Source organism: Bacillus sp. FSL K6-2865 (assembly GCF_040311405.1).
Taxonomy (GTDB): Bacteria; Bacillota; Bacilli; order Bacillales; family Bacillaceae; genus Bacillus; species Bacillus velezensis.
Genome location: NZ_CP152036.1, coordinates 3,481,026 through 3,506,282 on the forward strand (window position 1 = coordinate 3,481,026; position 25,257 = coordinate 3,506,282).

24 protein-coding genes and 1 tRNA gene are annotated in these 25,257 nt (G+C 45.9%); 7 read left to right on the forward strand and 18 right to left on the reverse strand.

Features of this window, described 5'->3' with window-relative positions; genetic code table 11:
- Positions 1 to 8 precede the first annotated feature (8 nt).
- From NYE42_RS17275 to NYE42_RS17285, 3 genes are all read right to left on the reverse strand, one after another.
- Positions 9 to 84 (reverse strand) — tRNA-Arg (locus NYE42_RS17275).
- A 215-nt stretch (positions 85 to 299) separates the two neighbouring features.
- On the reverse strand, positions 300 to 1,769 hold the full coding sequence (locus tag NYE42_RS17280) for a glycoside hydrolase family 32 protein (protein ID WP_144664385.1): 1,470 nt from the start codon (positions 1,767 to 1,769) through the stop codon (positions 300 to 302).
- Positions 1,770 to 1,783: 14 nt separating this feature from the next.
- Positions 1,784 to 3,016 (reverse strand): MFS transporter, encoded by a 1,233-nt coding sequence (locus NYE42_RS17285; RefSeq protein ID WP_144463883.1) that lies wholly within the window; start codon positions 3,014 to 3,016, stop codon positions 1,784 to 1,786.
- A 390-nt stretch (positions 3,017 to 3,406) separates the two neighbouring features.
- Between NYE42_RS17285 and NYE42_RS17290 the strand changes: the two genes are divergently transcribed.
- Positions 3,407 to 4,381 carry a LacI family DNA-binding transcriptional regulator gene (locus NYE42_RS17290; RefSeq protein WP_095352627.1) on the forward strand — a complete coding sequence of 325 codons (975 nt, stop codon included), beginning with the start codon at positions 3,407 to 3,409 and terminating at the stop codon, positions 4,379 to 4,381.
- 247 nt (positions 4,382 to 4,628) lie between these two features.
- Entirely contained in the window at positions 4,629 to 5,225 is a 597-nt protein-coding gene (gene clpP / locus NYE42_RS17295) for an ATP-dependent Clp endopeptidase proteolytic subunit ClpP (protein WP_003151513.1), read from the forward strand.
- A gap of 41 nt (positions 5,226 to 5,266) precedes the next feature.
- On the opposite strand, the gene NYE42_RS17300 is transcribed toward clpP, so the two are convergent.
- Positions 5,267 to 6,127 (reverse strand): LysR family transcriptional regulator, encoded by an 861-nt coding sequence (locus NYE42_RS17300; RefSeq protein WP_061860902.1) that lies wholly within the window; start codon positions 6,125 to 6,127, stop codon positions 5,267 to 5,269.
- A gap of 173 nt (positions 6,128 to 6,300) precedes the next feature.
- Between NYE42_RS17300 and NYE42_RS17305 the strand changes: the two genes are divergently transcribed.
- On the forward strand, positions 6,301 to 7,431 hold the full coding sequence (locus NYE42_RS17305) for a PrpF domain-containing protein (RefSeq protein ID WP_352426610.1): 1,131 nt from the start codon (positions 6,301 to 6,303) through the stop codon (positions 7,429 to 7,431).
- 43 nt (positions 7,432 to 7,474) lie between these two features.
- Complete coding sequence (locus tag NYE42_RS17310; RefSeq protein WP_015240656.1) at positions 7,475 to 8,851, forward strand: MFS transporter; 1,377 nt, start codon at positions 7,475 to 7,477, stop codon at positions 8,849 to 8,851.
- A 243-nt stretch (positions 8,852 to 9,094) separates the two neighbouring features.
- Here NYE42_RS17310 and NYE42_RS17315 read toward each other — a convergent pair whose 3' ends face one another.
- A complete protein-coding gene (locus NYE42_RS17315) occupies positions 9,095 to 9,670 on the reverse strand; it encodes a TIGR00730 family Rossman fold protein (protein ID WP_095352625.1) in 576 nt (191 codons plus the stop codon).
- Between the two features lie 115 nt (positions 9,671 to 9,785).
- Here NYE42_RS17315 and NYE42_RS17320 point away from each other — a divergent pair, with 115 nt between their 5' ends.
- The gene (locus NYE42_RS17320) at positions 9,786 to 10,106 is read left to right on the forward strand and encodes a MazG-like family protein (RefSeq protein WP_003151506.1); all 321 of its coding nucleotides are present in this window, start codon (positions 9,786 to 9,788) and stop codon (positions 10,104 to 10,106) included.
- Between the two features lie 45 nt (positions 10,107 to 10,151).
- On the opposite strand, the gene NYE42_RS17325 is transcribed toward NYE42_RS17320, so the two are convergent.
- Positions 10,152 to 11,741 carry a SulP family inorganic anion transporter gene (locus tag NYE42_RS17325; protein ID WP_025853522.1) on the reverse strand — a complete coding sequence of 530 codons (1,590 nt, stop codon included), beginning with the start codon at positions 11,739 to 11,741 and terminating at the stop codon, positions 10,152 to 10,154.
- Positions 11,742 to 11,743: 2 nt separating this feature from the next.
- Positions 11,744 to 12,337: a carbonic anhydrase gene (locus tag NYE42_RS17330; RefSeq protein WP_087920781.1), complete on the reverse strand. Its 594-nt coding sequence runs from the start codon at positions 12,335 to 12,337 to the stop codon at positions 11,744 to 11,746.
- 388 nt (positions 12,338 to 12,725) lie between these two features.
- Between NYE42_RS17330 and NYE42_RS17335 the strand changes: the two genes are divergently transcribed.
- Entirely contained in the window at positions 12,726 to 13,691 is a 966-nt protein-coding gene (locus NYE42_RS17335; protein WP_095352623.1) for a D-glycerate dehydrogenase, read from the forward strand.
- 204 nt (positions 13,692 to 13,895) lie between these two features.
- Complete coding sequence (locus NYE42_RS17340; RefSeq protein WP_223204413.1) at positions 13,896 to 14,285, forward strand: ribonuclease; 390 nt, start codon at positions 13,896 to 13,898, stop codon at positions 14,283 to 14,285.
- A 60-nt stretch (positions 14,286 to 14,345) separates the two neighbouring features.
- Here NYE42_RS17340 and NYE42_RS17345 read toward each other — a convergent pair whose 3' ends face one another.
- From NYE42_RS17345 to NYE42_RS17395, 11 genes are all read right to left on the reverse strand, one after another.
- A complete protein-coding gene (locus tag NYE42_RS17345) occupies positions 14,346 to 15,092 on the reverse strand; it encodes an arylamine N-acetyltransferase (protein ID WP_095352622.1) in 747 nt (248 codons plus the stop codon).
- Between the two features lie 24 nt (positions 15,093 to 15,116).
- Positions 15,117 to 15,374 (reverse strand): HPr family phosphocarrier protein, encoded by a 258-nt coding sequence (locus NYE42_RS17350; protein WP_003151495.1) that lies wholly within the window; start codon positions 15,372 to 15,374, stop codon positions 15,117 to 15,119.
- 23 nt (positions 15,375 to 15,397) lie between these two features.
- On the reverse strand, positions 15,398 to 16,348 hold the full coding sequence (gene whiA / locus NYE42_RS17355) for a DNA-binding protein WhiA (RefSeq protein WP_007407421.1): 951 nt from the start codon (positions 16,346 to 16,348) through the stop codon (positions 15,398 to 15,400).
- A 26-nt stretch (positions 16,349 to 16,374) separates the two neighbouring features.
- Positions 16,375 to 17,328, reverse strand: coding sequence for a YvcK family protein (locus NYE42_RS17360; RefSeq protein ID WP_007407422.1), 954 nt, complete (start codon positions 17,326 to 17,328; stop codon positions 16,375 to 16,377).
- Positions 17,325 to 18,212 (reverse strand): RNase adapter RapZ, encoded by an 888-nt coding sequence (gene rapZ / locus NYE42_RS17365; RefSeq protein WP_352426611.1) that lies wholly within the window; start codon positions 18,210 to 18,212, stop codon positions 17,325 to 17,327. The genes NYE42_RS17360 and rapZ overlap by 4 nt, the downstream gene beginning before the upstream one ends.
- Positions 18,213 to 18,237: 25 nt before the next feature.
- Entirely contained in the window at positions 18,238 to 18,705 is a 468-nt protein-coding gene (locus tag NYE42_RS17370; protein ID WP_003151491.1) for an 8-oxo-dGTP diphosphatase, read from the reverse strand.
- A 273-nt stretch (positions 18,706 to 18,978) separates the two neighbouring features.
- Complete coding sequence (gene trxB, locus NYE42_RS17375) at positions 18,979 to 19,929, reverse strand: thioredoxin-disulfide reductase (protein ID WP_007407423.1); 951 nt, start codon at positions 19,927 to 19,929, stop codon at positions 18,979 to 18,981.
- A gap of 206 nt (positions 19,930 to 20,135) precedes the next feature.
- Positions 20,136 to 21,548 (reverse strand): NlpC/P60 family protein, encoded by a 1,413-nt coding sequence (locus tag NYE42_RS17380; RefSeq protein WP_007407424.1) that lies wholly within the window; start codon positions 21,546 to 21,548, stop codon positions 20,136 to 20,138.
- Between the two features lie 396 nt (positions 21,549 to 21,944).
- Positions 21,945 to 23,399 (reverse strand): tetratricopeptide repeat protein, encoded by a 1,455-nt coding sequence (locus tag NYE42_RS17385; protein WP_039253712.1) that lies wholly within the window; start codon positions 23,397 to 23,399, stop codon positions 21,945 to 21,947.
- 115 nt (positions 23,400 to 23,514) lie between these two features.
- Entirely contained in the window at positions 23,515 to 24,576 is a 1,062-nt protein-coding gene (locus NYE42_RS17390; protein ID WP_020956399.1) for a HAMP domain-containing sensor histidine kinase, read from the reverse strand.
- On the reverse strand, positions 24,573 to 25,250 hold the full coding sequence (locus tag NYE42_RS17395) for a response regulator transcription factor (protein WP_020956400.1): 678 nt from the start codon (positions 25,248 to 25,250) through the stop codon (positions 24,573 to 24,575). Before NYE42_RS17395 ends, NYE42_RS17390 begins: the two co-directional genes overlap by 4 nt.
- Between the last annotated feature and the right edge of the window lie 7 nt (positions 25,251 to 25,257).

Genomic DNA, 25,257 nt, shown 5'->3' on the forward strand with positions numbered 1-25,257 from the left:
GTATTGGACGCGCTCGGAGGGATTCGAACCCCCGACAGACGTGGTACCGGAAACCACCGCTCTATCCAACTGAGCTACGAGCGCACGTTTTTTCAATCAGATACCTTTATATTATAATAAAGGAACGCGCAGAAAGCAACTCTTTTTTGATAATGCACAACAGGATTATGCAGCGTCCTCATGCAGCATAATCCTGCATCGTTTACCGGCATTGATTTTCACAAAAAACCCATTTCAGGCGGACTGCCCCCGGCTCGGTTCATTTTCAATCACTGCAGAAAAAGCAGTAATCACCCGTTTCAGCTTCTTTTCCAAATGTCCTTTAACGTCCAATAGGTGAATTCCTCAACCTTTACGGCGCCTTTCTCAGAAAACAGCTCAATCCCCAATCTGCCTTCATTCGGATAGATACGGCTTGTCATCGTTGTTTCTCCATGATTGGCGAATACTTCAATCGAGGATCTGTCAATAAAGATACGCAGCGCCAGCTTGCCGTTTGTATCCGTCTGCACCCTTCTCACACCGTCTTTCGCTTTCCCCATCTTGGTGCAATCAAGTGTCAGCTTTTTATCCGTTAGATTGTATGTCAGCACAAGTTCTTCTTCATCAAGGCCTCGAATCTTAAAACCTGCCGTTTCGGCATCAGAATCGTTTACATCAAACACGGCTCGGACTTCAAGCAGGTCTTCGGACGTCTTTGCCAAGTAACTCCCTGAAAGCGATCGTCCGGCACATTCCCGATATTCCATTTTCCGCAGCTGCTTGGTTTCTTCCACGGGATTCATCAAAAGTTTATGATCATCACGCAAAGTCAGTTCTCGCGGCAAAGTCAGTGCACCGCACCATCCGTCCGCTTTTGTCGGCATCTCAGATTCCCACATATCCATCCAGCCGATGGCAATTCTGCGTCCTTTATCATCTAATAATGTTTGCACGGCGTAAAAGTCATGGCCGTGATCCAGTTCTTTAAAAGCGCCGTGTGTAAATTTGTTTGTTTCATCATGATAGTCACCGATTAAATAGCCGGTTTGATGTAAATTTTGATAGGAATCACCGTCCGCCTCGATACCCTGGGGCGAAATCAGCAGAACATGTTTGCCGCCTAATTCAAAGAAATCAGGACATTCCCACATATAGCCGAGATTACCGTCACTTTGGGCGAGAACCCCCGCGTATTCCCAATCACGCAAATCAGGTGAACGGTATAAAACGACCCGTCCGACGTTTTCTTTTGAAGAGTTGCCGATGACCATATACCAAACATCGCGATGCTTCCATACTTTCGGATCGCGGAAATGACGGGCGCTGTCTTCCGGCGGTTCCGCAATAACAGGGTTTTTCTGAAGCTTTTCAAACACGATTCCATCTTGGCTGACAGCGATATTTTGAGTTTGATAGAATAGGTCTTTCTCTTGATCAATTATATTATGTCCTGTATAGATGAGGGCTAATCTTCCATGATCATCGACCGCGCTTCCCGAAAAACAGCCGCTTTGGTCGAATTCATCCCCCGGAGCTAAGGCAACCGGAAGGTGCTCCCAATGAATGAGATCTTTACTTTTTACATGTCCCCAATGCATCGGCCCCCAATGCTCATCATACGGATGATGCTGAAAAAAGACGTGGTATTCTCCTTTAAACTGAATAAGCCCGTTCGGATCATTGATCCAATTCGCCCGGGGCATAATATGGTACCCCAATCGATATCTTTGTTTCACTTTACCCTCGGCTTCCTTCAAAGCTTCTTCCGCCTGCTGAATTCTATCCATTTATAACATCCTCTCTATCCGATTTTTTGCAGACGCTGGACACGCCTGCTGTTTTGTTTCGGGCCCAATAAAGTAAATATGGAGATGACGGTAAAACCGAAGACGACGATTCCCATGATGAGATAGGTTTGACGGAACCCCGCACTGTCATATAACCCTCCCGCAAGCGGCGACAGAATCGACGCGCCTGCCTGAGATGCGAATTGAAAACCGACGAGATAAAGGACGGACGACAGACGCGTATCAAAATTGGCAGCCAAATATTTAAAAACGGCGATCAGCATAATCGGCAATTCCAGTGCGTGGATGAGTTTCATTGATGAAATGCCTACAGGCTCAACTGCAATTCCGGACCCGACGATGCGGAAAGCCATTAAGAACCCCGCTAAAATCAAACTGTTTTTCGCCCCGAACTTATTGACGATAAAAGGCGCAAGAAACATCATGCCGGCCTCCAAAAACACCTGGAATGAATTAAGATAGCCGAATACTTGGTTACCCGTCGACACTGAAGGAAACAAAGACGCATAGTAGATCGGGAACTGCTGATCATATACGCCGTAAATGCAAGTCACCCCGATAATGTACAGCATAAAAAACCAGAAATCTCTTAGTAAAAAGAGCCGCCCCACATCTTTTAACCGGACCGAATCCGCTCTGTTTTTCTCATGATCGGTCATTTCTATTTTCACAGACATGATAATGACCGTTAATATGATGGCTGAAACAGACGCGATCCAGAAGTTGATATTGGGATTGATATTGAAAAGCTGCCCTGCAAAAAATGCAGCCGCCGCCCAGCCCAGCGAGCCCCACATTCTTGATTTACCATACTCGAAATCATATTTTCGGCTGACCTTTTCAATGTACGTTTCAATCGCGCCTATCCCCGCCAAAAAAGCGGCTCCCAAATATAAGCCTCCGACAACGGCGCCAAGAAAGACGTTGTATTGTAAAAGCGGCCCATAGACGAAGATATAAAACGGACCCGTGAATATGAGAAGACAGCTGATCATAAATAATATCTTTTTCTTCAGCCCCAATTTGTCAGAGATAAAACCGTAAAGAGGCTGCATGCATAGGGCAAATACGGCGTTTACAGAAAAGATAATGCCTGTCGCTGATCCGTTTAAATTGATTTCCTGCCCTAACCAAATCGCAAATAAAGAATAGCTGGAAGACCAAGTAAAAAAGAAAAAGAAGAAATAAGCACTCAGTTTCCAATACAGACTTTTTGAGCTTTTCATTTGCACCGCTCCTTTAAGAGGACCTTTTAATAGCCGTTTTAGAGCCGCATACTTCCTTCTTCATTTTCATCACATACATGCGAGCCCTGAGTAAGCGCTTACTTTCTATCGCTGCTTAATTCTTTCACTTTATTGCCGCCAGCCATCTCTCCATACCCGTCACTTCCCTTCACTCTGCGAATAAAGCGCTTTCAAAAAGAATTGTATGTCAACCGGTTCCATATGTCAATCGGTTGACATACAATTTTCTGATTATTTTAATCAAACAAAACGCACCCTCTTTATATGAAAACAGAAACACGGAATGTCCTTGCACATGTCAGCCTGATTCTCTAAAATAAGTGCGTGACGGAAATTGTAAGCCATTTCAGTAAGCAGGAGGGCACGGGAATGAAGCCTAACATTCATGATGTTGCGAAAATAGCGGGAGTTTCATCTACAACCGTTTCGCGGGTATTAAATAACCGCGGCTATATCAGCGAAAAAACAAAAGAAAAAGTGTACAAGGCGATGGAAGAAATCAATTACTTTCCAAACGATCTGGCCCGCTCTTTATTCCGAAAACGAACCAATTTAATAGGGCTTATCATCCCAAACTCCAGCAATCCGTTTTTCGGCGAACTCGCCTTTCATATTGAAAGCATTTGTACGTCCATGGGCTACAAACTGCTGCTTTGCAACAGTTTACATCGAAAGGATAAGGAAGAAAAATATTTGGAGATGCTGATAAGAAACCAAGTGGACGGCGTGATCGCCGTGACTTACAACCGGGGAATTCTCAATTATCACAAGCAAAATCTGCCGATTGTCGCCATTGATCATTACTTATCGGACACGATTCCCGTCGTCGGCTCAGACAACTATGACGGCGGAAAAAAGGCGGCAGAACTGCTGATTGAAAAAGGGTGCCGGCACATCGTCCATCTCAACGGCCCGCTTGAACTCGAGACACCGGCAAACCTCAGAAGAAAGGCATACGAAGACGTCATGCATGAACACTGCCGGAAGCCTATTACATATGAAGTACCCTTTTATCAGCATTACCATGACATTATTTCAACATTATTCGATGAACAGCCTGACACCGATGGAATTTTTGCCAGCGATGATATCATGGCGGCTGCAGTGATGACCGAGGCCAAAAAACGGGGAATAGACATCCCGAATCAATTAAAAGTGATCGGTTATGACGGCACTGAAACCGTTCAATCGGTTCTGCCGGACTTGGCAACCATCCAGCAGCCGATTGAATTGATTTCCAAAACAGCCATCGAGATTTTAGCAAAAGAAATTGAAGGCGAATTTGATGATTTGCCGCTGGAAACATATTTGCCGGTACGGCTTTTGGAAGGGCGGACAACGTAGTCAGACCGTTCAGCCGTACGTAGCGACGCGATTGCGGTCTATTTTGAGCGCTCCGGCCATATCATTTTCTCAAGGCTCCGGCATTGATCATCCTCATTTCCACTTTGCTGTTTGAACTTTTTGTTTTATGGGAAAAATGGTGTTAGAAGAAAAGGTTGGCATTTTGGTCAGCGTTTTGTTTGACCTTTATTGACCAAAAATGTATCATGTAAATACATACTTACCTAAAAGGTGAAGGAGGAGCATTATGAATTTAATACCTACAGTCATTGAACAAACGAACCGCGGAGAAAGAGCTTATGACATTTACTCCCGTCTTTTGAAGGACCGTATTATCATGCTTGGATCTGCGATTGATGACAACGTTGCGAACTCCATCGTGTCACAGCTTTTATTCCTTGAAGCGGAAGACCCTGAAAAAGATATTTCCATTTATATTAACAGCCCTGGCGGATCAATCACTGCCGGCATGGCAATCTATGATACAATGCAGTTCATTAAACCGAAAGTATCCACGATCTGCATCGGTATGGCCGCTTCTATGGGAGCATTTTTACTTGCAGCCGGAGAAAAAGGCAAACGTTACGCGCTTCCTAACAGTGAAGTTATGATTCACCAGCCGCTTGGCGGAGCGCAAGGACAGGCGACAGAAATTGAAATCGCGGCAAAACGCATTCTCTTGCTTCGCGACAAATTAAACAAAGTGCTTGCTGAACGTACCGGCCAGCCGCTTGAAGTCATTGAGCGCGATACAGACCGCGACAACTTCAAATCAGCTGATGAAGCCTTAGAATACGGCTTAATCGATAAAGTGCTGACACGCAATACAGAAGACCAGAAGTAATGCCCAAAAACCTGCAAGAGATGATGTCTCTTGCAGGTTTTTTATGCTTTATTCCCATTCAAGAAAGTAATGAATGCTTTGACGACAGATAATTCTAACGCTGAAGAATCATACATAAGCCAAGTATCGCGTATCACAGGCTCGTTATTTTTATAGGATAGCGCCAATGTGTATAGTTCATCAGAAGGCTGAAGACAGATTTCCGGCACAACAGAATAACCGAGACCGTTTTTCACCATCTCTTTACAGGTTTCCTGCCTGTCTACCTCCATCGCAATGAAAGGCGGTTCAGTAAATTGGTTATTCCACCATTTTTGAATCAAACTTTTCAAAGAAGCATCAGTTTGATAATAAATCATCGGCAATTTGGGAAGGTCCTCACTGTTGATTTCAGTTTTTGAAATAAGGTACAGTCTCTCTTCATTTAGCAGTTGTTTTTTCCCTTGCCAATCATAATCTCCCCTCATAATCCCAAGGTGTACCCCCGAATGATGAAGCAGATCCATCACCTTCGCACTCCATCCCGTATTGACGTGGAATTGAACAGACGGATACTGATCAGAAAACCGTTTTAGAATCGCCGGGAGCTTATACTGAGCAAAATTGCTTGAGACTCCTAATCTGAGAACCCCGCTGACTTCATGGCTCATATTGAGCATATCATCCTTCACTCTTCTGAATTCCTGCAGCATCTCTTTCGAATAATCAACCAGATGTTCACCTTCTGAAGTGAACTCCATCCCTTTTTTTCTTTTATAAAAAAGGCGCACTCCGAATTGTGCTTCCAGGTTTTTGAGCCGATAACTTAACGCCGGCTGTGTCATATATAATCGCTCTGCCGCCTTCGTCATATTTTTTTCTTCGAATAATGTAATGAGCACAATCCAATCCTTTTCATCCATATGAAATCCCCCAAAATATTTTTCTGCTATAAAATTTCCTCCTATTATAAAAGTTTTTTATTCAACTTTATAAAAATTATATGTTTTACTTATAATCCTTATTTATCATACGATATTTTCCAAAGGGACCGGTACCTTTTTATCCACACAAAATGATGTAAGGATGAGACAGCATGGAAAAAGTTCCTGTAACCGTCATGAGAGGCGGCACCAGCAAAGGCGTTTTTATTCATCAAAAAGACATGCCAGACGATACAAACCTATGGAGCGATTTTCTTTTAGACATCATGGGGAGCCCTGACGAGAGACAAATTGACGGTCTCGGCGGCGGCCATTCTCTCACAAGCAAGGCAGCCATTATTAAGAAATCCGCCAGAAAGGATGCGGATGTTGAGTATACGTTTGCTCAGGTCAGTTTGACTGACCATTTTACGGACTTCAAAGGCAATTGCGGAAATATCTCTTCTGCCGTAGGCCCTTATGCTATTGAGAAAGGGCTCGTTCAAGCTGAAGAGCCGGTTACAAAAGTCAGAATGTTAAATACAAACACTCAAAAAGTGATCGTAGCAGAAGTTGAAGTCAGAAATGGAACATTTCATTACCAGGGGGACTGCTCTATCCCCGGGGTTCCAGGTACAGCTTCTCCTATTTATCTTTCATTTCACCAGGCTGAAGGAGCGGTGACCGGTAAGCTGTTTCCCACTGGTCAGCCTATTGATGTTCTCGATACACCGTATGGAAATATCTCGGTCTCGATTATTGATTACGCTAATCCGCTTGTCTTTGTAAAAGCAGAGGACACGGGGCTTACCGGCTTAGAACTTCCGGATGAATATACTCCGGATATATTGGAAAAGCTCGAAATGATCCGATCGATTGCAGCCGAGAAATGCAGATTCGCTTCAAGACATGAGGCTGCTGCAAAATCACCGGCCGTACCAAAACTAACATTAATCTCATCTCCAGCGGATTATATCGATACAAAAGGGATAAAGAGACATGCAGAAGAGATGGATCTTGTCATTCGTATGATGTCCATGCAAAAACCGCATCAAGCTTTAGCCATTACAGGGGCGGTTTGTACGACTGCCGGTATGCTATTGCAGGATACAATATTATCTGAATTTTCATTCTATGGCAGAACGATTCGATTGGGACATCCAAGCGGCATTTTAGAAACCGAGGCAGATGTTGATCCGGATGGAACAACGATTAAAGTAGTACGCACAGCAAGAAAAATCTCTGAAGGCTATGTGTTTACAAAGCAAAGTTACAACCTGAATACGCTGAATCACATTGGTTAATACCAGTCTTCAGACAAGTCAAAGATAAACGGAGGAATGCGAGATGATCAATGTAAATGCGTCTAATCGATTAAACAGACTGCCTTTTTCAAGGGCCCATCAAGCAGTGCTCGTTATCCTTTCATTCGCTTACTTTTTTGATTTTATCGATTTAAATACGTTTTCATATGCGGCGCCTTCACTTTTAAAGGAATGGAACATTTCGACTCATACCATCGCTTTTATTACGTCTGTCTCCTATTTCGGAATGTTTATCGGCGCCTCTGCCGGAGGATGGTTTTCAGACCGTTTCGGAAGGAAAAAAGGTTTAATTCTGGTTGTCACTTTTTTCTCTTTCTTCTCCCTCCTCTCTTCTCTGGCTTGGAACCCAGAAATACTCGGTGTTTTTAGATTTCTTACGAGTTTAGGTATCGGCGCCACAACGATTGTGGCAAGTACGTATATCAGCGAATTTTTCCCATCCGCAACTAAGGGTAAGTACCAGGCAATCTGTATTACAATCGGCATATGCGGAATTCCTGCAGCCGGCTGGGTGGCTAAATTGGTCGTGCCGTCCGCCTCTTACGGCTGGCGGTTTATCTTTCTATTCGGCGCGGTCGGTATTTTTTTTCCGCTGATCGCCAGAAAACTGGAAGAATCACCGAAATGGCTGGACACGAAAGGAAAAAGCGAACAAGCACACCGCATTCTGCTTGAACTGGAGGCAAAAGCAGAAAAAGAAAAGGGTGAACTGCCTGAACCAGCTCCGGCTCTGCGAAGCAGACAAACCGCTGTAAAATCCGTTCCATATCGGACGTTATTTCAAAAGCCTTTGGCAGGAAGAACTTTTGTTTTAATGACGATGTGGGCAGCTTCCACGATTGCAATTCAAGGCTTTGGCACGTGGGTTCCCACCCTTTTGGTAAAAGAAGGCGTATCAATGGATGAGTCTATCGTATACGTCACTCTGGGAACGATCGGTGCCCCGCTGGGCGCTCTCATTGCCTCGCAAATCTCTGACCGTGTGGATCGAAAGTGGGCCATTTCTGTTTTATCGTTAATTATTATGGCGCTTGGATTCTTTTACGGCATCAATCCTTTACCGATGGTCATTGTCATATGCGGATTTCTCATGCATATGTTTGAGCGTACTTTCAGTTCGATCGCATATGCCTATACGCCGGAATTATATCCGGTTGAAGCCAGGGCCTCTGGAAATGGTCTCACTTACGGCGTAGGACGTCTTGCGAATGTAGCCGGTCCCTTTGTCGTCAGTTTCCTGTATTCAGGCTACGGATTTTTAAGTGTATTCTTGTTTTTTACAGGCTGCTGGTTTCTTTGTGCACTGACAGTCGGTATATTTGGAATCAGTTCAAAAAAACAAAAGATGCAGCAGGATGATTTCATATCGGAGGAAACATTCGTGCAACAAAAGTTGTAAACGCATACAGTATGCAAACCGCAAAACATCCATCTCCTCTGAGGAAATGGATGTTCTTCTTTTAACCCCAACAGCATTCTCTTTCTCATCTTATTCTCATACATATGTCTTATCATGAAGAAAGGTGTGATACGCATGAGAAAGAGAAAACGATTTCCAGAAAGAAAAGGTATTCTATAGGCGGAGAATTTTCCATCAGAATAGATTAGATGCAACCGCCGAAACATATTTCAGACCTCTGCCTTACAATTCCCGCCATTTCTTATCTAAAATCGGGTATATATACCGATTCATCTGCTCAATCAGCTCATCCGGCCGGGAGGAACTGTGGATCAGCTTCAAATGAGACTCATTCGAAAATCCTTCCTGAATGCTGTACTTGACCATCTTCATCATCGGCTCAAAATACCCGTTCACATTGTACAGTCCGATCGGTTTTTGATGAATGCCGATTTGCGCCCAGCATAGCACTTCAAATAACTCTTCATATGTTCCGAAGCCGCCGGGCATGGCAATGTACCCATCGGCAAGTTCACTCATTTTCGCTTTCCGCTCATGCATGCCGCTGACTTCAATCAGCTCCGTCAGATTCTGATGAACAACCTCCCCGCTGAACAGCCCGCTCGGCATGACGCCGACAGCTTTTCCGCCGCCTGCCATTAACGCGTCGGCGACGGTTCCCATCAGACCGACCCGTGAACCGCCGTAAACAAGGCCGATTCCCTGCTCCGCCATATATTCACCCAGTTCGGCCGCTTTGCGTTTGTACTCTTCATTTACCCCCGGGTTTGACCCCGCAAATACACAAATGGTTTTCATTTTTTCATCTCCATATCTATATATGTACATCAATAAATCAAAATACACTATATATTGTCCCATCTCTATATGATAATATCAATAAGAATCATACAGGACATAAGGAGTGTTTCACATGCAGATGGCTGAAGCAGAACAATGGACGAAAGATTTTTATGAAAAACGAGGATGGACGGCGTACGGGCCATTTATCAGAATCGGTTTTTTAATGGAAGAGGCGGGTGAGCTCGCCCGAGCGGTAAGAGCATATGAAATCGGCAGAGACCGGCCGGATGAAAAGGACGCGACCCAGGCTGAGCGCAGGCAGGAGCTGATTGAAGAAATGGGTGACGTCCTCGGAAATCTGGCCATCCTTGCTGATAAGTACGGTATCACGTTAGAAGATGCGATGAAAGCCCATCAGGAAAAACTGATCAAGCGCTTTGAAACCGAATAAAAACACGGCCTGTCCGCTTTTTCATGGACAGGCCGTATCTGAATTTTATCCCGTTATCTCGTCCTGATGCTCAAAGAAATGCTGTTTCCCGATTTTATGAAACAGCCCCGTCTTCCGGATCAGCTCTCTCGGCTGTGATTGCAATCCGACGATCATCAATCTCCCGTTATGCCGTTTGATCCGGTTCATCACATTCCCCAGCACCGCTTCTGCGGAGGTATCCATGTAATGTACATTATTCATCAGCAGAATAAGCGTCTTCGGCTTTTCCTGAAGCCTCTCCAGCAGCGATGATTCCAGTGAATCAATTGAACCGAAAAACAGCGGCCCTTCAATGGAATATGTGCTGACGGACGAATCATTTTTAACCGATTTGACAGCGGCATGCGGTGTTTTGATGCTTGTTGATTCGCTCATTTTCCTGATAAAGAAAACAAAAGCGAGCACGAGACCGGCAGAAACGCCGATGATTAAATCAAACAGAACCGTCAGCAAAAAGGTTGCCGCCAGTACGAATGAATCAGTGTTTTTCAGCCGCATCATATTGGCGACTTCCCTCCGCTCACTCATGTTCCAAGCCACAACCATCAATACCGGCGCCATGCTTGCCAGCGGTACGTGAACGGCAAGCGGGGCGAAGACGAGCAGGACGAGGAGGACGGTGACTCCGTGGACAACACCGGAAATCGGAGAAACTGCGCCGTTTTTAATATTTGTTGCGGTCCGCGCAATCGCTCCCGTTGCCGGTATACCGCCGAAAAGCGGCGCTGCCATATTGGCGATGCCCTGCCCGACAAGCTCCCTATTGCTGTCATGCCGTGATCCTTTCATATTGTCCGCGACCATCGCCGATAATATGGACTCAAGTCCGCCGAGAAGCGCAATGATCAGAGCCGACGGAAACATCATGATCATGTTATCGATTGAGAAATCAGGAAGCTGGAAAGCCGGAAGCTGCCGCGGGATTTCCCCGTAAGCAGAACCGATTGTCGCCATTTTGTCAGGAAAAAACACGACCGCCGCGGCTGTAGAGACAAGCAGCGCCACAAGCGCGCCCGGAATCTTCGGCATCAGCCTGGCTGATAACAGCAAAATGGCCAAAGCAATTCCCGCGATGAGGATGCTGTACAAATTAAAGGTTCCGATCTTCTTGCCGATTTCCGCAATGTTGAGGATAAAGCTTTCATGCTTTTGGATATCGCGCAGACCGAGAAAATGGGCAATCTGCTCCGAGAAAATCAGCACCGCGATTCCGGCCGTAAATCCGACGATCACCGGCTTCGGCACGAATTTCATAATCTTTCCGAGCTTAAATACGCCAAACAGGACGAGCATGACGCCTGCCATAAAACCGGCTACCAGTAAATTCTCAAAACCATACTGCATCACAATGGCAAATAAAATGGGAACAAACGCCCCCGTAGGCCCGCCGATCTGATATTTAGAGCCGCCCAACAGCGAAATCAGAATTCCGGCCACAATAACGGTGTAAAGCCCGTATTCCGGACCGACCCCCGAGGCGATGGCAAAGGCCATTCCCAGTGGAATCGCTACAATTCCCACCACAATTCCCGCGATTAGGTCTTTCTGAAATTTCTGCAAATTGTATCCCTGATATCTGCCGGTAAATTGCATCGTCAGCTGCATCCTCCTTTGACTGTTTCATAACCGTCAACGACTACATCCAGCGTCCCCGTCCCCGGATCGATCACCAGCCCGTGCACCGGCACCTCTTCAGGCAAGAGCGGATGATGCCTGACCATATTCACGCTGTGGGCCACGCTTTCTTCGACGCTGTGAAAACCGGTCAGCCATGTTTCCAAATCGACTCCCGCATGCTGCAGAAGGCTGAGACATTTGTCCTCCACGCCGCGCTCTTTCGCTTTATTTAATATGGAAGCCGCATTTAATCCCGACATTCCGCACTCGCGGTGACCTATGATGCAGACTTCCTCTGCCTGCAGTTCATAAACGGCAACCAAAATGCTCCGCATGACACTTCCAAATGGGTGAGAAACAATGGCTCCCGCGTTTTTTATGATTTTGGCATCGCCGTTTCTGAGTCCCATCGCCTGCGGCAGAAGCTCCGTCAGCCTTGTATCCATACAGGATACGATGACAAGCTTTTTTTTCGGGAATTTTGTCGTTTGGTAAGGTTCATATTTCCTTTCTTGGACAAACTGCTGGTTGTGCTCCAAAATGCTTGATAAAGAAACCATTTTTCTATTCATCTCCCATCCGATTGTATTGCAAGCCTTCTTACCCAGCTTACAGTAAGGAATTATAGCACAGAAAAAGGACTCAAAAGCGCTTTCAAAAAAAGACACGATAATTTGACTGTAAATTCAGATTATGTTCATTTATATCTTTCAAAAATAATAAAATTTATCTTTACACCAACCTATAAAGCTTTTGAAAACAGCGGTTCCGCTCATTTTGCCTTCAGAAATATAGGCGGATTCTGTTATTGTTTGGAGAAATCAAGCATGTACATTTCTTTTTCTTTCATTTTAAGTTCAAAAGAACCAGAAATTTATCGTAATACGTTTGAATATTTCTCACGTTACCGCTTCTCTTATATAATAAAATAGAGAAGAAAGACAAAGGAGGAGAAGCCCGTTGAAACCCTATGTATTCATCGCGAAACCGATACCGCCGGAAGTCGAACAAATGATAAGCGAGCATTGCCGGTATGACATCTGGAAAGAAGATACCATTCCAAAAGAGGAACTGTACGAAAAAATGAAAGATGCTGAAGGGCTGCTGACATCCGGAACGGCGATTGACAGTGATTTACTGGATCACGCGCCGAAGCTGAAGGTCGTCAGCAATAATTCTGTCGGCTATGATAATTTTAATATTGAAGAAATGAAAAGACGCGGGGTTGTCGGCACGCATACGCCGTACACCTTAGATGACACTGTCGCTGATCTGGCTTTTTCATTAATCCTGTCTTCCGCCAGACGGGTTGCCGAATTGGATCGATTCGTCCGCGCCGGCAAATGGGGAACCGTTGAGGAAGAATCTCTTTTCGGTATGGATGTCCACCATCAGACATTAGGAATTATCGGCATGGGCAGAATCGGTGAACAAGCTGCCAAACGGGCAAAATTCGGCTTCGATATGGACGTGCTGTATTATAACCGCAGCAGAAAACCGGACGCTGAGAAGGAACTCGAGGTTACATATGCCGACTTAGATACACTGCTGAAAACATCAGACTTTGTGCTGTTAATTACGCCGCTTACTGACGAAACGTATCATATGATGGGAGAGCGGGAATTTAAATTGATGAAAGATACGGCATGTTTCGTCAATATTTCCCGGGGAAAGACGGTTGATGAGAAAGCGCTCATCCGCGCATTGCAGGAGGGCTGGATAAAAGGCGCCGGTTTAGATGTGTTTGAAAAAGAGCCGATCGCCGAAGACAATCCGCTCCTGCAGCTGGAAAACGTCACATTGCTTCCGCATATCGGGTCAGCAACGGCAAAAATCCGCTTGAATATGTTCAAGCAAGCCGCACAAAACATGATTGACGCCGTATACGGAAAAACGCCGAAAAACCTCACGAAGGAATTTCAATGAGATGAAAAATCCCGGCCGTTTCAGCCGGGGTTTATTTTTTTCTAGATCAAAAGAACCATTTTTAAATTCTTTCTATTCCTTTCTCTCGATGCTGATACAATGAAAAGGAATCAGCTTCACATGATAAAAATGGGAGGTATTGCTTTGAAAAAACGATTATCGTGGATTTCCGTTTGTTTGCTGGTGCTGTTCTCCGCGGCGGGGATGCTGTTTTCCACGGCTGCCAAGACGGATACATCTTCTCACAAGGCGCACACTGAAGCACAGGTTATCAACACGTTTGACGGGGTTGCGGATTATCTTCAGACCTATCATAAGCTTCCTGATAATTACATTACAAAGTCAGAAGCGCAGGCCCTCGGCTGGGTGGCATCAAAGGGGAATCTTGCAGACGTCGCTCCGGGGAAAAGCATCGGCGGAGACATCTTCTCAAACAGGGAAGGCAAACTCCCTGCCAAAAGCGGACGGACGTGGCGTGAAGCGGATATTAACTATACATCAGGCTTCAGAAATTCAGACCGGATTCTTTACTCAAGCGACTGGCTGATTTATAAGACGACAGATCATTATAAAACCTTTACGAAAATGAGATAAACACATACAAAAAACGGCTTCCCTGCGGAGGCCGTTTTTTTTGCAGAGAACCTGCGAGCTTCAAATAAAATGAGCAGTAAATTTTTCTTCAAACTCTGATCGGTCTATTCTGCTATTTTCCGCCGTGCCATCGTGTTTTTTTATTGTTATATTGCGTTCAGACAGAACCATGTGCCCTTCCGGTGTCCGCTTAGAAGCAAGCAGGCGTTTGTTGAAAGGAGAGCGTTCATGTTCAAAGATTGTTTGTTTCATAGACTTGAGATCCTTTTCATCGATTTCTTCAAGCGAAAATGCGTAACCTGTCTGCCAGCCGTCCCCTTTGTTCATTTCAAGCAGGTATGTACCGAATTCCGTCTCTTCTATCCTCACGCGGAACGCTCCGGCCGCTGATACCGTCTCGTCTCCCGACATCGGCACAGGCTGCATGGCGAGATTGAGGCCGAAGCCTGCATCAGCGATGTACTCATTCCCCCCGGCGGAAAGAAGTACGGCCGCATGTGTGCCGGGCAGCGCCCAGCCGTTTTTCCAGACCGTTCCGCGGATCAATTTGACATCAAATCCGGCATCTTTCAGGATGAAATAAAGCAGTCCGTTCAAGTCATAACAAAGGCCGCCATGAGGTTCCTTCACCATGTGCCGCCACAGTCCTTCTTTCGTGACGTCATATTCTTTTTTGGACAAAACCGCCCGATTTTCAAACGGAAACCGATATGCGAGCGCCTTTAAAAACTCCGGCAGGTTGCTGAAATTGAGGGAATCCTTTTCCCAGCCTATCGTTTGATAACAATCTTTCAGAAACTCATTCATCGTTCCGTCCCCCTTACAAAGTGTTTACACTTCTTCCTGCACATAAGCGGACAACTTTTCCAGCGCTTCCTTTTCATCGTCGCCTTCAGCGATCAGAGTGACTTCCGTCCCCGTGCTGACCGCCAGACTCATTAATCCCATAATGCTTTTGGCATTCACTTTCTTGCCGTTTTTCTCAAGAAACACATCTGATGCAAAACGATTTGCCTCCTGTACAAACAATGCAGCGGGACGCGCCTGCAATCCCGTCTTTAAACGCACTTCCACTTTCCCCTGAACCATAAGATCTCCCCTTTTCTGTACGGTTATTTCAAAGTGATGCTTTGTCCTGTACGCAGCTGTTCTGCGATTTCATCGAGCTTTCTCAGCCTGTGATTGATGCCGGATTTGCTGATTTTCCCGCTTGCAACCATTTCCCCCAGTTCTTTCAGCGTGACCTCCTGATAATCAATCCGCAGCTGCGCAATTTCGCGAAGCTTTTCCGGCAGCGCTTCAAGACCGATCCGTTCATCAATGTATTTAATATTTTCCACCTGTCTGAGCGAAGCACCGATGGTTTTGTTTAAGTTTGCTGTTTCACAATTGACGAGGCGGTTCACTGAGTTTCTCATATCTCTGACAATCCGCACATCTTCAAAACGCAGCAGTGAATTGTGAGCGCCGATGACATTCAGAAATTCAGTGATTTTTTCCGCCTCTTTTAAATACGTAATATAGCCTTTTTTCCGTTCAAGCGTTTTGCTGTTCAGATGAAATTCATTCAGCAGCGCGCATAATGAATCGTTATGTTCCTTATAAAGCGAGAAGATTTCCAAGTGGTACGACGATGTTTCGGGATTATTCACAGATCCTCCCGCCAAAAACGCCCCTCTCATATAAGAACGTTTGCAGCAGCGTTTCGCCACCAGTTCCTCAGAAATATTCCGTTCAAATACAAAGTTCTCTCCGAGGATTTTCAATTCCTCTAAAATCAGCTTTGCATTTTCAGAAAAGCGCACAATATAAACATTGTTTTTTTTCAGCCGCATTTTTTTTCTGACTAACAGTTCGACCGATACATCATATTGTTTCTTCAGCAATGTATAAATGCGGCGGGCAATCGCCGCATTTTCGGTTTGAACGTCAAGCACGAGATGGCGGTTTGAAAATGACAGTGAACCGTTCATCCGAATCAGCGCGGACAGCTCCGCCTTGGCGCAGCAGTCCTTCACTTCCAGATTCGTCAGTTCTTTTTTTGTTTCCGATGCAAATGACATATTAGCCACCTCATTTCAAAAGGCCTCTAGTCCCTTAATAAATCGACAAGAAGAGAAGCCACTTTATGTGTATCGTGACGGATTACGCCATTTTTATACGTGATAATCTGATCCCTGATGACCTCAAGCCCCATGGATTTCAGCTTTTCAACATTGAAGTCGACGGGCCGGGCCAGCTCTTTCGCATATTTGCTTTTGATTTCGTCAGGGATCTCCTCATTGTTGATTAAGATCGTGTCGATAAACGGCTGCTCCATATGATCGTTCAGCGCCTTGACATGGTCGGCCGCACTGTATTGCAGCGTCTCGCCGGGCTGTGTCATGACGTTGCATATATATACTTTTTTGGCCGCAGCCTTGACGACTTCTTCTCCGATTTTCGGCACGAGCAGATTCGGAAGAATGCTTGTGTACAGGCTTCCCGGACCGATAATGATTAAATCGGCCTGACGGATGACGTCAATCGTTTCCGGGAGCGGATCAATTTTTTCAGGCGTAAGAAACACCCGTTTAATCCGCTGGCCGTAAGAAGGGATTGTCGATTCTCCGGAAACGACCTGCCCGTCCTCCATTTCAGCGTGAAGAACGACACTGGTGTTGGCAGCCGGCAGCACTCTGCCGCGGACATTCAGCACCTTGCTCATTTCGGTGACAGCGTGAAAGAAATCACCGGTTATATTTGTCATCGCTGCCAAAATCAAATTTCCGAGCGAATGTCCGGTTAAGTCGCTTCCTTTGTTGAAACGGTGCTGAAACAGATTTTCAACGAGCGGCTCAACATCTGACAAAGCGGCCAGTACGTTACGAATGTCACCCGGCGGCGGAATTTGAAGTTCATCCCGCAGACGGCCTGAACTTCCGCCGTCATCAGCAACTGTCACAATCGCCGTAATATCAACGGGCTTATGCTTTAACCCCCGAAGCAGCACGGACAGACCCGTTCCGCCGCCGAAGATTGCGATTTTCGGCTTCTTATTCATTTCCGGCTTCTCTTTTCAATGTCCCGGTGGGTGACATGAGTATAGAAATCTTTTTTAAAATAGTCAGCCAAATATTCAGCGAGCGTGACGGAGCGGTGCTGGCCGCCCGTACAGCCGATCGCGATGACAAGCTGGCTTTTACCTTCCCGCTTATAAGACGGAAGCATAAAGCCGAGCAGATCAACAAGCTTTTCAATAAACTTTTGTGTTTCGTTCCACTTCATCACATAGGATGACACTTCCTCATCTTTCCCCGTAAGCGGCCTCATGCTTTCAATGTAGAACGGATTCGGCAGAAACCTTACATCTAACACCAGGTCGGCATCTATCGGAAGCCCGTATTTGAACCCGAATGACATTACGTTCACTGTAAATGTTTCACCTTGGTTCGTGGCGAAATGCGCCACGATTTTTTCACGCAGATCACGCGGTTTCATATCCGATGTGTCATAGATCAGCTGAGAGCGCCCTTTCAATTCTTCAAGCAGCTGGCGTTCCAGCGCGATTCCTTCAAGAGGAAGCCCGGTAGCGGCCAGCGGGTGAGAACGCCTCGTTTCTTTGTATCTCGTCACAAGAATGGAATCCTTAGCGTCTAAAAAGAGAATGCGCGGTGTAATCCACGGATTTTCCGCCATTTCATCCAGCGCCTCAATCAGCCTGTCAAAAAATTCACGTCCCCGCAGATCCATGACAAGCGCGACCTTGCTCATTTTTGAACTTGATTCTTTCATCAGCTCCAAAAATTTCGGCAGCAAGGAAGGCGGCAGATTGTCGACGCAAAAATAGCCGAGATCCTCAAAGCTTTGAATGGCGACGGTTTTCCCCGCTCCAGACATTCCCGTAATGATGACGAGCTGAATATCATGGTTTTCATTCATACTCATCTTTCTCCCCCCTGCGGTCTTTCTTTTATTTGATAAGCTGCGGATCTAAACGATAGCTGAGCAGCTCGAAGTCCGGCGTATACGTAAAGGTGCCGTGCAAAAGCCCTTGGCCCTTGATCATAAAATCAAGGATATGCCCGTCTCCGGGGGCCATCGGAAGGCTGTGGATATCTTTTACATCATGCCACTTCAGAACGCCTTCCTCTGATTCAGCGACATTTCGCCCCGTGTACGAGTCGGCGACGAAAGTAAACATCATCCACTCTGACACGATTTGTTCCTGTTCCTTAATAATAAAGGTAAACACGCCTTTTAACTGCGGATTTAGTATATAAATGCCCGTCTCTTCTCTGTACTCCCTGATGACGGAATCTCTGACGGACTCGCCGCTTTCCATCTTCCCGCCGGGCGCGACCCACCAGCCCCGTCTCGGCTTTTGGAGAAGGAGAACCTGATCATCTGTCTGCAGCACACAATTTGTCACTCTTTGCACAAGTACGTCACCTAACCTTCTCAACAAATCATCGTCTCTTCATTATACCGTTTCGGCATGTCTCTCACAATGCAGAGACACCGACATCCTTTTCTTTTATTTGACAGAAAACAGAAAATCGCAAAAAAAGGGCACGGATACTGGAATCCGTGCCAAAGTGTATTCATTAAAAAGGGGGTCAATTACTACATTCATCTTAAAACATCAGTATTTCACCCGTGTTACAGCGTAATTAAAACACAGTAACGATTCAAAAACTGAACATTACAGTGATTATTTAACGGTTTTGAGCGTTTCCTCAAGCTCTTCCACATAATGCTGAACGCTTTGAGCCGCAATACTTCCGTCGCCTGTCGCCGTTACGATCTGGCGGAGCGTTTTTTCACGGATGTCTCCCGCGGCGAAAATGCCTGGAACTTTTGTTTCCATTTGAGCGTTTGTTTCAATGTAGCCTTCTTCATTTGTGATGCCCAAGTTCTCGAACGGTTTAGAAAGCGGAAGCATACCGATATAAATAAAGACGCCGTCAGCTTTGAATTCTTCTTCTTCTCCCGTCACGGTGTCCACAAGAGTAAGTCTGCCGACTTTTCCGTTTTCCTCATGGATTTCTTTTACGGTTTTGTTCCATTTGAAGTCAATTTTCTCATTGTCAAAGGCACGCGCCTGAAGAATGCTTTGCGCCCGCAATTTGTCACGTCTGTGAACGATGGTGACTTTTGAAGCGAAGCGTGTCAGATAGACGCCTTCTTCAACGGCGGAGTCTCCGCCGCCGACAACGACAAGCTCTTTATTTTTAAAGAACGCGCCGTCACAAACCGCGCAGTACGATACGCCGCGGCCGCCCAGTTCTTTTTCGCCGGGAACACCGATCTTTTTGTATTCCGCTCCGGCAGAAATGACGATGGCGCGCGCTTTATATTCTTTTGAACCGGCTTTGACCGTTTTATATTCTTTGCCGTCAACGATTTCTTTAATATCGCCGTACGCATATTCCGCACCGAATTTTTTCGCATGTTCAAACATTTTATTAGAAAGTTCAGGGCCGAGAATGCTTTCAAAACCCGGATAGTTTTCAACATCCTCCGTGTTGGCCATCTGGCCGCCCGGAATTCCTCTTTCGATCATTAATGTGGATAAGTTCGCTCGTGATGTGTAAACAGCAGCGGTCATCCCCGCCGGACCCGCGCCGATAATGATCACATCATAAATTTTTTCTTCTGACACCATGATTCACTCCTTTTCGAAATGGGGCGCACCCTATATGGATAAGAATCCCCATCAATCGTATTCCTTACCCATATCCTATTAAATCTGAGGGCAATTCGCTATTTTTTTGCTCATTTTTCTAAGAAACCGTGATTAGGCAGCTCCTGAGCGGGTATACAAATAAAGAAAGAGCCTTCCGGGATAGAAGGCCCTTGTCTTATTCATTATTGCACGACACGTCTTACATTGCCGTTGAATGCTTTCTTCCAGTAAGGGTTGCTCATAGAATCAATGGATACACCGTGTGATGTATTATCGTTCAGGAACGTTCCGTTACCTAAGTAGATGCCGACGTGGCCGTTTGTTTTATACGTATTGAAGAATACTAAGTCTCCGCGTTTCATGTCAGACGCGCTTACTGCTTTACCTCTTCCGATTAATGTATCTGTGTTTGTGCCGCTTGCAGGTCCGAGGTTAACGCCTGCGTTAGCATAAGCCCAGCGTACGAATGAAGAGCAGTCAAAAATACGGTTGTTAATATCAGATTGAGTGCGTCCGCCGCCGAATTTGTACGGGGATTGACCCACAAGGCTTGAACCTACGCTGATCGCGCCTTCAATACCGCCTGAATTTGAAATAACAGATCCGCCGTCAGAATCATCTGAACCGCCGCTGTTATGAGATGATCCGCCTGAAGTGCTCTTCGGTTTGCTTGAGCTGTCAGATGAATCAGATGATGTTGAAACAGCCGCTTTTTTCACAGTTTTAACCGCCGGTGCCGGCTGGCTGTCATCTTTTTGGTTTTGGTCTTCAGAAGCTTTTTGCGCTTCTTCCTGTTTTTTGATCAGGGCAGCCGCTGCAGCCTGCTCAGCTTTAATGCGCTTCTGTTCTTTTTCAGTATCAGCTTTTTCGTTTGCAAGCTTTGATGCTTCTTTTTTCAGATCAGAGATAGCGGAAGCCGCTTTTTTCTGACCGTTTTTCGCTTCGTCGAAAAGCTTGTCTTTCTGATCAAGCTGTTTGTTCAGGTCTTTTTGCATAGACTCGAGTTTCGCAAGATCATCTTGAACTTTTTTCAGCTTCACGTTAAGTTCAGCTTCTGCGTCTTCGAGTTTCGCTTTATCCTGCTCCTGCTGTTTGATCAGCTCTTTATCCGCGTCAACGATAGAAGATACCGCAGTCGCACGGGAAATGAAGTCTCCGAAGCTTGTCGCCCCTAAAAGAACATCTATGTATCCTTGAGAACCGCCGTTTTCCTGTAAAGAACGAACGCGTTTTTTCAGGATTTCATTGCGTTTTTCAATACGCGCTTCTGTTTCTTTGATTTCTTTTTTCAAATCAGCGATCTGCTTTTTCGTTTTTTCGTTTTCAGCTTTTTTATCTTCGATTTTATTGCTTGTATCCAACGCTTTAGCGTTAATGTCTTTCAGTTCTTTTTCAATCTTAGCCTGCTTGTCCTGAAGCTTAGACAATTCTCTTTCTTTTGCTTCAAGGCTTGAAGCCACCTCAGATTGCTTGCTTTCAATTTTTGCTTTTTTGCTGTCTAATGTTTCCGCCGATGCAGTTTTTGTAAACGGGATCAAAAAACTGCTTGTCCCGATGACGGAAGCCAAACCAAGTGTTAATAAACTCTTTTTCACTTTTTCTTTCCTCCCTTTTACTTTAAACCTGTTCTCATTTGGAATTCTATTATGAACATCAAAGTTACGCTCCCTCACATACCCGTGAGGCTGATGATTTTTATGTATGAAACTTTAAATCTTTTAAATTGGTATAGATTATACAGCACATGTAAAATAAACTAATCTCTTATGTACGAGACTCATTATACCATCATGTTTCGACAATTTTTATTACAGTTATATTTCAATGTGATTGCAAATCTCATATTTTGCAAAATAAACGGTGATTACGGCCTGATTTCGATTCGAAAAGCAAAAAAATACGTATGAATACCTCTTTATTCGGCGGTAAAGTTCTGTTTTGCCCCTTTCTGATAAAAAAAGAACCGACTCTTTATATAGAAAGAATCGGTTTTATTCTAATATATCGTCTATTTGTCTGATGTATTTCGAAAGTGTTGCCGGCGTTATACCGTAAACGGCTGCCGTTTCTTTTTTCGTCGTTTTTTCGCCGTTTGCTTCTTTCCATACATATGCGATGGCTGCTGCCCACGCCCGCTCATTCTGTACGGCAGCGGCGGCGCGGATGTGCTGAATGACGTGAAAAACCCAGCAGCTCATGACGTCAGTTTTTAAACTGTCGGCTTCCGCTTTCTCCAGCAGCTTGACCGTCCGATACGTGAACAGCGCATCACCGGAGACGCCTGAAGCGCCTTTTTCACCGGAAAGCAGCAGTCTGACGAAATCTTGTTCAAACGGTGAAACGGCGCGTTTTGCCGTCAGAACTTTTTCAAGCTGGTTCCGCTCTCCTTCAGCGCTGCTGATATAATAGGCGGCAAGCCGCTGTTCAAGTGAAGCAGGCAGCGGTTCCTGCCGCTCCGCCCAAGGCGCGGGCCGATCTGATTCGGGAAATTCGGCTTCGGCCTTTTTCCAAATGGTTTCCGCAAATTCTGTGCGGCCTGTCCCGTAGGCTGAAGCGGCAAGCCAGTAATAAAACGTTTCGTCGCCTTCAAACCCGCTTTTGTAAAGAGAACGGAGCCATTTATAACCGAGATCATGTCTGCCGACAAGTGCAAGCGTCGCCCCCAGCTTATAGCGCTGTTCGAATAAAATCGGATACACATTGGCGAGTTTTCCGCTCAATTCTCCGACTTTTTCATCTTCCCTCTCGTAATAGCAGAATACAAGGAGGTTGCACAGGGCATGGAGATTGCCTTCATTTTTCTCAAGCACTTCGAATACCGTTTGTTTCGCTTTTGTGACATTGCCTGAGTAAAAGTAAGCGAGCGCCAGGTTGTTGTATGCGGACCAAAGCTCGGGGTAATCGGCCGTAATCTCTTCAAGCATGACAACCGCTTCATGAAGCTGGCCGCTCTCAAGAAGCGTTTTTGCCCGATCCTGCCTGATCAGCAGTTCATCCTGGTCATAGAGCGATTCGTTTTCACCCGCTTCGCCGAAATCCAAAAGCTCCATCAGACTTTCAATCTCTTCGCTGAATTCCCCGTCCGGATCGGCATCTGAATAAGCCGCCGCTTCTTTGTATGCTTCCTGAAAGAGTCCCAAATGCGCGAAATTATTCGCTTTAAAGTAATGACACTCGGGCATTTCTTCTTTCAGGTTCACCAAAATAAAGTCGAACAGCTCATTTGACTGCTGGTAGTGGCCCATTTCAGAATAAATGACGGCCAGCCGGGACAGCATTTCGGAATCATTCGGCTCAAGGTGGACGGCCCGCTGAATCAGTTTGCTGGCCCGTTTTAAATTCCGCTCTCTATATGCTTTTAAGCCTTTATGAAAAAAATATTGTCCATCCTGAAGCAGCTGGACAATTTGCGCGTGCTTTTTCTGTTCAGAAGTGTGTTTTCCCACAAATATCCTCCGTTTTATACGTATTACCGTCAGTAGTATACCATAAAACGGTTTCGCCTCAATAGTTCAAAAGACAGGATCGGCTTCGTTTTTTACTGGCTGGTTCGACCAGATTTTAGCTGTTTTTTTCACGAGGCTCGGCTGGAAGAATGACGCGGAAAAGGGTTCCTTCGCCGCGCTTGCTCTCAACCTCTATCGAACCGCCGTGCAGCTCTGCGATTTTTTGGGCGATGGACAGGCCGAGCCCGCTTCCTCCTGCATTTCTCGCCTTATCCGCTTTATAAAACCGTTCAAATACACGCTCCGCCTGTTCAGGCTCCATTCCGATTCCGTCGTCGGCGATTTCGACAGCCGCCGCTCCCGGCAGATCTGCAATTTTAACGGAAATGCGGCCGCCTTCACCGGTAAATTTTACGGCATTGTGAATCAGATTCATCCATACTTGGCTGAGCAGCGCTTCATCTCCGTACACATACGACTCCTGTAAATCAATGAGAAACTCAATCTGTTTGGCGGACCACTCAGGCTCACAGGTCAATATGGTGCGCCGCAGCTGTTTGTCAATGCGGAACGGTTTTTTTTGTATCGGTTCGGTTTGGCGTTCGAGCGCAGTGAGCTTCAGCAGATTTTCACTGATTTTTGATAATCGTTCTGTTTCTGTTTCGATGATGTGTAAGTAGCGCCCACGCTCCTCATATGATAAATCCGGTTTTTTCAGGAGATGCGCGTAGCCCTTTAATGAAGTAAGCGGGGTTTGGATTTCATGGGAAACGTTCGAAATAAATTCTTGTTTCAGTTTTTCCATTTCACTCAGTTCCGCGGCGAGTGTCGACAGTTCATCAGCCAATTTCGTCACGGGGTGGTTCCGCTCAATCTTCTCCATTTTCCGGGAAGCGGCCGCTGTGAAGTTGCCGCTCGACATTTGCTTGATCGTGGCGGTCAGCGAATCCCAGATCGCATGATGCCTTTCGCGTGCTGACTTTGAAAAGATAAACATCGTTATAAACAGCAGGCCGAAAACAAGCCAAAGCGTCAGAATCTGCTCGGCGTAGGGCACAAGCAAAATCGGCCATATGAGACCGAATCCCTGAACGATCAGGTGAGCCGCCAGCCATAAGAATGCGGTGACGGTGAGAAGGATGATGATTTTTCCAGCCGTTCTGAAGATCCGTTTCATTCCGTCACCACAAACCGATAGCCGAGCCCCCGCACCGTATGGATGGCAAACGGATAGTCTTTTTCCGGAAACCGTTCTCTCAGCCTTTTAATATGCACATCAACCGTCCGCTCGTCACCTTCATAATCAAAGCCCCAAATATCTTCTATTAATTGTTCTCTTGAAAACGTCTTATTCGGATAACCGGCGAGCTTAAATAAAAGCTCAAATTCACGCCGGGGCAGTGTCAATCCCGCTCCGCCGCCGCGCGTTACGGTGCGGGATTGCTTATCTAATGTGACCGTTCCGATGGTCAGCAGTTTTTCAGCGGTGATCCGGTACCGTTTCAGCAATGCTTTGACCCTTGCTTCCAGCTCAAGCGGCTCAAACGGTTTGACGAGATAATCATCCGCTCCGGAAGTAAAACCTTGCACTTTGTCCAGCGTTTCGCCTTTTGCCGTCAGCATCAAAATCGGAATGTCCGTAAAGCTGCGGACGGCTTCACTGACTTCAAACCCGTCCATTTTCGGCATCATCACATCCAGTATGATGAGATCTATAGGTGCTGATTCGATCAGCCGCACCGCCGCTTCCCCGTCTTCCGCTTCTGCGACGTCAAAACCGCTCTGCTCCATCATAAGGCGGACAAGCTCACGGATATGGCGGTCATCATCCGCAACCAATATGACAGCCATGAAAATC

Coding starts and splice junctions, on each gene's coding strand:
- NYE42_RS17280 (WP_144664385.1), bottom strand. CDS start 1,769: ATGGATAGAATTCAGCAGGCGGAAGAAGCTTTGAAGGAAGCCGAGGGT.
- NYE42_RS17285 (WP_144463883.1), bottom strand. CDS start 3,016: ATGAAAAGCTCAAAAAGTCTGTATTGGAAACTGAGTGCTTATTTCTTC.
- NYE42_RS17290 (WP_095352627.1), top strand. CDS start 3,407: ATGAAGCCTAACATTCATGATGTTGCGAAAATAGCGGGAGTTTCATCT.
- clpP (WP_003151513.1), top strand. CDS start 4,629: ATGAATTTAATACCTACAGTCATTGAACAAACGAACCGCGGAGAAAGA.
- NYE42_RS17300 (WP_061860902.1), bottom strand. CDS start 6,127: ATGGATGAAAAGGATTGGATTGTGCTCATTACATTATTCGAAGAAAAA.
- NYE42_RS17305 (WP_352426610.1), top strand. CDS start 6,301: ATGGAAAAAGTTCCTGTAACCGTCATGAGAGGCGGCACCAGCAAAGGC.
- NYE42_RS17310 (WP_015240656.1), top strand. CDS start 7,475: ATGATCAATGTAAATGCGTCTAATCGATTAAACAGACTGCCTTTTTCA.
- NYE42_RS17315 (WP_095352625.1), bottom strand. CDS start 9,670: ATGAAAACCATTTGTGTATTTGCGGGGTCAAACCCGGGGGTAAATGAA.
- NYE42_RS17320 (WP_003151506.1), top strand. CDS start 9,786: ATGCAGATGGCTGAAGCAGAACAATGGACGAAAGATTTTTATGAAAAA.
- NYE42_RS17325 (WP_025853522.1), bottom strand. CDS start 11,741: ATGCAATTTACCGGCAGATATCAGGGATACAATTTGCAGAAATTTCAG.
- NYE42_RS17330 (WP_087920781.1), bottom strand. CDS start 12,337: ATGAATAGAAAAATGGTTTCTTTATCAAGCATTTTGGAGCACAACCAG.
- NYE42_RS17340 (WP_223204413.1), top strand. CDS start 13,896: ATGCTGTTTTCCACGGCTGCCAAGACGGATACATCTTCTCACAAGGCG.
- NYE42_RS17345 (WP_095352622.1), bottom strand. CDS start 15,092: ATGAATGAGTTTCTGAAAGATTGTTATCAAACGATAGGCTGGGAAAAG.
- NYE42_RS17350 (WP_003151495.1), bottom strand. CDS start 15,374: ATGGTTCAGGGGAAAGTGGAAGTGCGTTTAAAGACGGGATTGCAGGCG.
- whiA (WP_007407421.1), bottom strand. CDS start 16,348: ATGTCATTTGCATCGGAAACAAAAAAAGAACTGACGAATCTGGAAGTG.
- NYE42_RS17360 (WP_007407422.1), bottom strand. CDS start 17,328: ATGAATAAGAAGCCGAAAATCGCAATCTTCGGCGGCGGAACGGGTCTG.
- rapZ (WP_352426611.1), bottom strand. CDS start 18,212: ATGAGTATGAATGAAAACCATGATATTCAGCTCGTCATCATTACGGGA.
- NYE42_RS17390 (WP_020956399.1), bottom strand. CDS start 24,576: ATGAAACGGATCTTCAGAACGGCTGGAAAAATCATCATCCTTCTCACC.
- NYE42_RS17395 (WP_020956400.1), bottom strand. CDS start 25,250: ATGGCTGTCATATTGGTTGCGGATGATGACCGCCATATCCGTGAGCTT.